This window comes from Oleiphilus sp. HI0080, from assembly GCF_001635135.1.
Genome location: NZ_LWFU01000607.1, coordinates 1 through 5,305 on the forward strand (window position 1 = coordinate 1; position 5,305 = coordinate 5,305).

6 protein-coding genes are annotated in these 5,305 nt (G+C 48.0%); 3 read left to right on the forward strand and 3 right to left on the reverse strand.

The features are described from left to right. Both A3751_RS13420 and A3751_RS13425 read right to left on the reverse strand, forming a co-directional pair. A partial coding sequence (locus tag A3751_RS13420) for a DUF4124 domain-containing protein (RefSeq protein ID WP_156492448.1) occupies positions 1-358 on the reverse strand: 358 nt, incomplete at its 3' end. Then, complete coding sequence (locus A3751_RS13425) at positions 358-765, reverse strand: DUF4124 domain-containing protein (protein ID WP_197466341.1); 408 nt, start codon at positions 763-765, stop codon at positions 358-360. The genes A3751_RS13425 and A3751_RS13420, both read right to left, overlap by 1 nt. A gap of 285 nt (positions 766-1,050) precedes the next feature. Between A3751_RS13425 and A3751_RS13430 the strand changes: the two genes are divergently transcribed. After that, on the forward strand, positions 1,051-2,817 hold the full coding sequence (locus A3751_RS13430; protein WP_068456922.1) for an amidohydrolase family protein: 1,767 nt from the start codon (positions 1,051-1,053) through the stop codon (positions 2,815-2,817). A 1-nt stretch (position 2,818) separates the two neighbouring features. Beyond that, positions 2,819-3,751 (forward strand): alpha/beta fold hydrolase, encoded by a 933-nt coding sequence (locus A3751_RS13435; protein WP_068456924.1) that lies wholly within the window; start codon positions 2,819-2,821, stop codon positions 3,749-3,751. Positions 3,752-3,829: 78 nt separating this feature from the next. Here A3751_RS13435 and A3751_RS13440 read toward each other — a convergent pair whose 3' ends face one another. After that, on the reverse strand, positions 3,830-4,546 hold the full coding sequence (locus A3751_RS13440; protein ID WP_068456926.1) for a YebC/PmpR family DNA-binding transcriptional regulator: 717 nt from the start codon (positions 4,544-4,546) through the stop codon (positions 3,830-3,832). A gap of 286 nt (positions 4,547-4,832) precedes the next feature. Here A3751_RS13440 and A3751_RS13445 point away from each other — a divergent pair, with 286 nt between their 5' ends. Further along, positions 4,833-5,261, forward strand: a complete 429-nt coding sequence (locus A3751_RS13445) for a hypothetical protein (RefSeq protein WP_068456930.1) — start codon at positions 4,833-4,835, stop codon at positions 5,259-5,261. Positions 5,262-5,305: the final 44 nt, after the last annotated feature.

Below are 5,305 nucleotides of genomic sequence, written 5' to 3' on the forward strand. Positions count from 1 at the left end.
ATTGATCCTTAGTAACGAGAATATCTATCACGCTTGTCTGCTCAATTAAGATTTGTGTTGCGTCTTCATTGCCTGGCACGAGGTAATAGCATTGAACGGGAGCAAACAGAGGGTTTTTGAGCGCAAATACAACTTGGTCGTCTCGCTCTTGTCGGATTAATCTAACCTTCGACGTTTCAGAGCGCGGTTTGCTCGTTTTGATGGATACGTTTTCGACAGCGGTCTGGTCTTTTGGTTTCTTGTCGCTAAAGTGCCAGCGACCCTGTTCGTCTTGATATTTATATATTTGCGCCCAAGCATTTTGGGCGCTAAGGATTAGGAGAGCAGCGAGGAGTCGCGGGAGAAAGCGGTCTTTCATTATTTGCAGTTCTTATCGATTTCGGCGCGTAATTCCTGCTCCATACGTTTACGCTCTCTTTCCGTCACGTTCATCGCTTTGCCGTTTTCGTCATAAAATACGACAGGCCCAGAAATGTCATATAAGCGCTTTTTCGCCTGTTTACAGTATTCTTGTGCCGCGGTTGATGCTGAGTTCACTCTCTTATGCTGTTCCTGTGCTTTGCGGTCAAGCGCATCCTTTCGGGATTGTTCCGCGTTTCGGATCATGTTCGGGTTGCTCAGGTCTGTAGATAGGTTCAAGGGTTGGAGCGTATCACTGAGGTTGGTCGCTTGTTCTTTCACCGGTGGACGGTCGCCAAAATGAATGTTCCCTTGTTCGTCAACCCATTTATATACTTCAGCGTGGCTGTTGGTTGAGGGGCCCATAGTGACCACCAAAACGGACAGCGCAAAAAGGGTATTGCACGTTCTCTTTTGGTATTGAGCTTTTGCTTGATGATTCATGATCTTTCCATGTTCATGTTGAGAATTAACGAATATGTGGTTCATGTTAGAGACGGAATAAAATCACAGCAAGGCCGAAATTCGCAAATGCTGATTTGTTTCTGATCGCGCTCTAAAACAGTTTTGCACGTATTCTTCATAACTACTAAATAACTACTAAATAACTACTATAAAAAATAGCGCTCACGTGCTGAAGGAGTTAGTTGCATGCCAAAATTTGATATCGTGATCAATAACGGGCTGGTGTTCGATGGATCGACATCACGCGCGAGTGTTCGCCATGTCGCTATTGCGGATGGCAAAATTGCGCACATTTCAAATACCGAAATTCCTGCTGAAGATGCGAACGAGGTCATCGATGCATCCGGCAAGTGGGTGATGCCTGGTTTTATCGATACGCATACGCACTATGATGCGGAAGTGATCGCGGCGCCCGGCTTGCATGAGTCGGTGCGCCATGGTGTGACGACGGTTACGATCGGTAACTGCTCTATCAGTATGACGAGTCTCGGCGCAGAAGATTGCTCCGATTTGTTCACGCGGGTCGAATCTGTTCCTCGAGAGCATGTATTGCCTCTGCTTCAAGAGAAGAAAACGTGGAACAACGTACGTGAGTATGTTGAGTTCCTTAAACAGCATCCTCTTGGGCCGAATGTGAGTAGCTTTATCGGACACTCAGAAATCCGCGCTGCGGTGCTCGGGCTTGGTCGAGCTGTCGATGCGTCTGCGAATATTAGCGAGACTGAATATCAGCAGATGGAGAAAATGCTTAGTGATGCTTTGGACGAAGGTTTGCTTGGCATGTCTGCGATGACGACATCATGGGACAAGCTGGATGGGGACCGCTATCGCAGTGCGTCGTTACCTTCAACCTATGCGAAATGGAAAGAGTTTCGACGCCTTAACGCTGTGCTTCGCAAGCGAGGAGCCATTCATCAAGGCGCACCGGACATCGTTACCAAGTTTAATATCATTCTGTTTTTCCTAGAAAGCATGGGAATGTTTTTCCGTAAACCTCTCAAAATGACGCTGATCTCTTTGATGGACCTAAAAGCCAGTCCAGCGCTTGTTTCCATTGTTGCACCGATCACTCGCTTGGTGAATAAACTCGGTAAAGCGGATTTTCGATGGCAATCCTTGCCCAATCCATTTGAAGTGTATGCGGACGGCATCGACTTGGTGATTTTTGAAGAGTTTGGTGCAGGCCAAGCTGCTTTGCATCTAAAAGAAGAAGTAGAGCGCAATACCCTAATGAAAGATGAAAGCTACCGTCGTCGCTTTCGTAAAGACTACGAGAACAAATGGGGGCCGCGTGTCTGGCAGCGAGATTTTGATGATGCGACGATCATTGAGTGCCCTGACGAGACGCTGAGAGGCATGAGTTTTGGCGAGGTGGCACGCTCCCGAAATGTTCACCCCGTTGATCTGTTTTTGGATTTGATTGTTGAGTTTGGTGCGCAGTTACGTTGGCATACTGTGATCGCGAACTACAGAAAAGACAGGCTTGAGAAGTTAGTGAGTGAAAAAAGCCTTCTCATTAGTTTTGCCGATTCCGGAGCGCACATCCGTAATATGGCCTATTACAACTTCCCGTTGCGTTTGCTCAAGCTCGTATATGAGGCTAAACAGGAAGGGCGAGAGATCATGAAAATGGAGGAAGCGGTATGGCGAGTCACGGGCGAGCTGGCAGACTGGTTTGGTATTGATGCGGGCTATATTCGCGAAGGTATGCGGGCGGATTTACTCGTGTTAGATCCAAACGGTCTGAATCAAGCACTTGATGCCTACCATGAGGCACCTATCAAAGAGTTTGGTGGTATTGAGCGCATGGTGAATCGTAACCCTGGCTTAGTAGAGCACGTGTTCATTAATGGCCGATTTGCGGTTAAAAACGAAGAGGTATGCTCGGGAGTTGGAAGTGAGCAAGGCTTTGGGCAATTCTTAGCTGCACAGAACAAGACATTGGGAGCCTAGTATGTTTGTTGAAATTGATCAGGCCCCTATTTACTTGAAGGTCGATGGCGAAGGCGAGCCAGCACTGTTTCTCCATGGAGTGCCGGACTCAGCGGATATGTGGAACCCCCTCGTCCAAAAAGTTAAAGATAGCTTTACGTGTTATACAACCGACTTGCCGGGCATTCATCGATCAGGCGTGCCAGAATCGTTTGAGTTTGAGCTCAAACACTACGGGCAATATATTAACGATCTGGTTGAAGCGGCCGGTATTCAAACGCCTTTTACCCTGGTTGCACATGACTGGGGTGGTATCTATGCGATGTCTTTTGCTTGTCAGTTTCCTGAAAAAGTAAAACGGTTTGTTGGCGGATCGTTTCCCTTTAGCCACTTGTACCGATGGCACCCTTGGGCCGCTGTTTGGCGCACCCCCTTGTTAGGTGAGCTCTCAATGTTATTGATGAATAAGGCGGTCTTCCATTGGGAGTTGGGTCGGGGTGGCCCCTTGTTGAGCCGAGAGCAAATTGATGAGTCTTATGAAGGCAAGGTGGATCGATGGGCCCCGAGAAAAACGATTCTTAAAATGTATCGCTCAGCTACGCCGCGCTTGTTTTTACCTTTTCAGTGTATGCTTGAACGGTTTGCTCAACAGGTTGATGTAGACTTAGTTTGGGGTAGGAGGGATAAGTATGTACCTACTCACATGGCGGCGATGATGCATCCAAAAAGCACTCGAGTGATTCCAGAGTGTGGGCATTGGGTTCCACTAGAAGCACCCGATATCTTGGCTGAGGTACTGCTAGGAGGGGTGGAGAAAAGGGCATCAGGTAGCGCATCCAAGGGTGGCGGTTTGGACGAGACTGGGCAGGCAGCGCCAAAAGGGGGCAAGAAAGCCCGCAAAGAAAAACCTGCTGCCAAAGGTGAGCGTAAGGTCGGCGCTAAACACACGGCTTAGCGCCTAATTCCCGAGCGCTCATTGTGAGGCTGTTACTACCAAGCTCTTAGGCTAGGGTCGAAACTGCACCGCCTAACTTTAAAGCTCGGCGTTGTGATAGACGTTTTGAACATCGTCCAAATCGTTGAGCATGTCGAGAAACTTGTCGAACATTTCTACGTCGTCGCCACTGACTGGTGTTGTTGTCTGTGGTACGAACTGGATTTCGTCGACATCAAACTCCACTTCACCCATGGCGTCAAGAATGGCTTGCTTCGCTTTGTATGATTCAGTATGCGGCGCGAATACTGTGATCTTCCCGTCTTCAGCTTCAACATCAGAAACATCCACATCGGCTTCCATGAGTGCTTCGAGTACCGCATCTTCATCGTCACCCGAGAACACGAGAATGGCGCTATGGTCGAACATATGACTTACAGCGCCCTGCGTTCCGATTTTCGATTTGGTTTTTGTGAAGCACTGACGCACATCACCAAAGGTGCGATTCGGGTTGTCGGTTAGGCATTCTACAATCACCATGCAATTGCCCGGACCAAAGCCTTCATAGCGCGCAGGAGAGTAGTCTTCACCTCCGCCGCCTTTTGCTTTTTCAATCGCTTTATCAATGACGTGGCTTGGTACTTGATCTTTCTTTGCTCGATCGATCAAGCCTCTCAGAGCAAGATTACCATCAGGATCGATGCCACCAGATTTTGCTACAACATAGATTTCACGACCGTATTTGCTGTATACCTTGGTTTTAGCGGCAGCCGTTTTCGCCATGGACTCTTTTCGGTTTTGATAGGCTCTGCCCATTTTTTATTTCCTTCGTAGATGACTTAATGCGATTCACGTAGTCCATCATTTTAACGCGAATCTCGGCCAGTCTGAATCGCTTGCTTAAAAAACTGCCGAGTAAATGTCATCGTTTAAGTGTTTTTTGATTTGAACCTACGTTGTATTAGGGTGTTAGCTGCGATAGTCGGGGCGATCGCGTTATTGAGTATCTGATCGAGTAAGGCTAGAGTGAGGCTTGAGTGAGCTAGTGTCTGATAGGGCCGTCGAAATCAGTATTGATTTACCGCTATTTAGGGAGTGAGTGATGCGTGTTACCGAGAACAGCCATCTAGTCATTTTTGGAGCCTCGGGCGATTTGACTGCGCGCATGCTCATCCCCGCGCTCGTGCACCTGTTTGCAACCAAGCAGCTTCCTGATCGCTTTTTTGTATTGGGCGTTAGCCGCTCTAAGTTTAGCGATGAACAATACAGAAGCCATTTGGCAGACTTTCTCCGAGAAAACAAAGACGTTTCTGACGAACGACTTGCCGAGTTTTTAGAGTGCGTCCATTATCAGCCTCTCAACACTTCTGATGTCGCTGATTACGCTAAGCTCAAAACCCGCCTTGCTGAGCTAACAGATCATTACGGCTCTGGCGAAAACACCCTCTATTATCTTGCCACTCCACCAAGCCTATTTGACGTCATACCTACCTGTCTTGCGCAAAATGGCTTCTGTATTGTTCATCGCTAAACTTAGAGCGGCTAACGCCCAATACAAAAAAGCGATCAGGAAGC

What these genes read in the sequence shown, in the direction of transcription:
- A3751_RS13430 (WP_068456922.1), top strand. Translation starts at nt 1,051, where the DNA reads ATGCCAAAATTTGATATCGTGATCAATAACGGGCTGGTGTTCGATGGA.
- A3751_RS13425 (WP_197466341.1), bottom strand. Translation starts at nt 765, where the DNA reads ATGGGCCCCTCAACCAACAGCCACGCTGAAGTATATAAATGGGTTGAC.
- A3751_RS13435 (WP_068456924.1), top strand. Translation starts at nt 2,819, where the DNA reads ATGTTTGTTGAAATTGATCAGGCCCCTATTTACTTGAAGGTCGATGGC.
- A3751_RS13445 (WP_068456930.1), top strand. Translation starts at nt 4,833, where the DNA reads ATGCGTGTTACCGAGAACAGCCATCTAGTCATTTTTGGAGCCTCGGGC.
- A3751_RS13440 (WP_068456926.1), bottom strand. Translation starts at nt 4,546, where the DNA reads ATGGGCAGAGCCTATCAAAACCGAAAAGAGTCCATGGCGAAAACGGCT.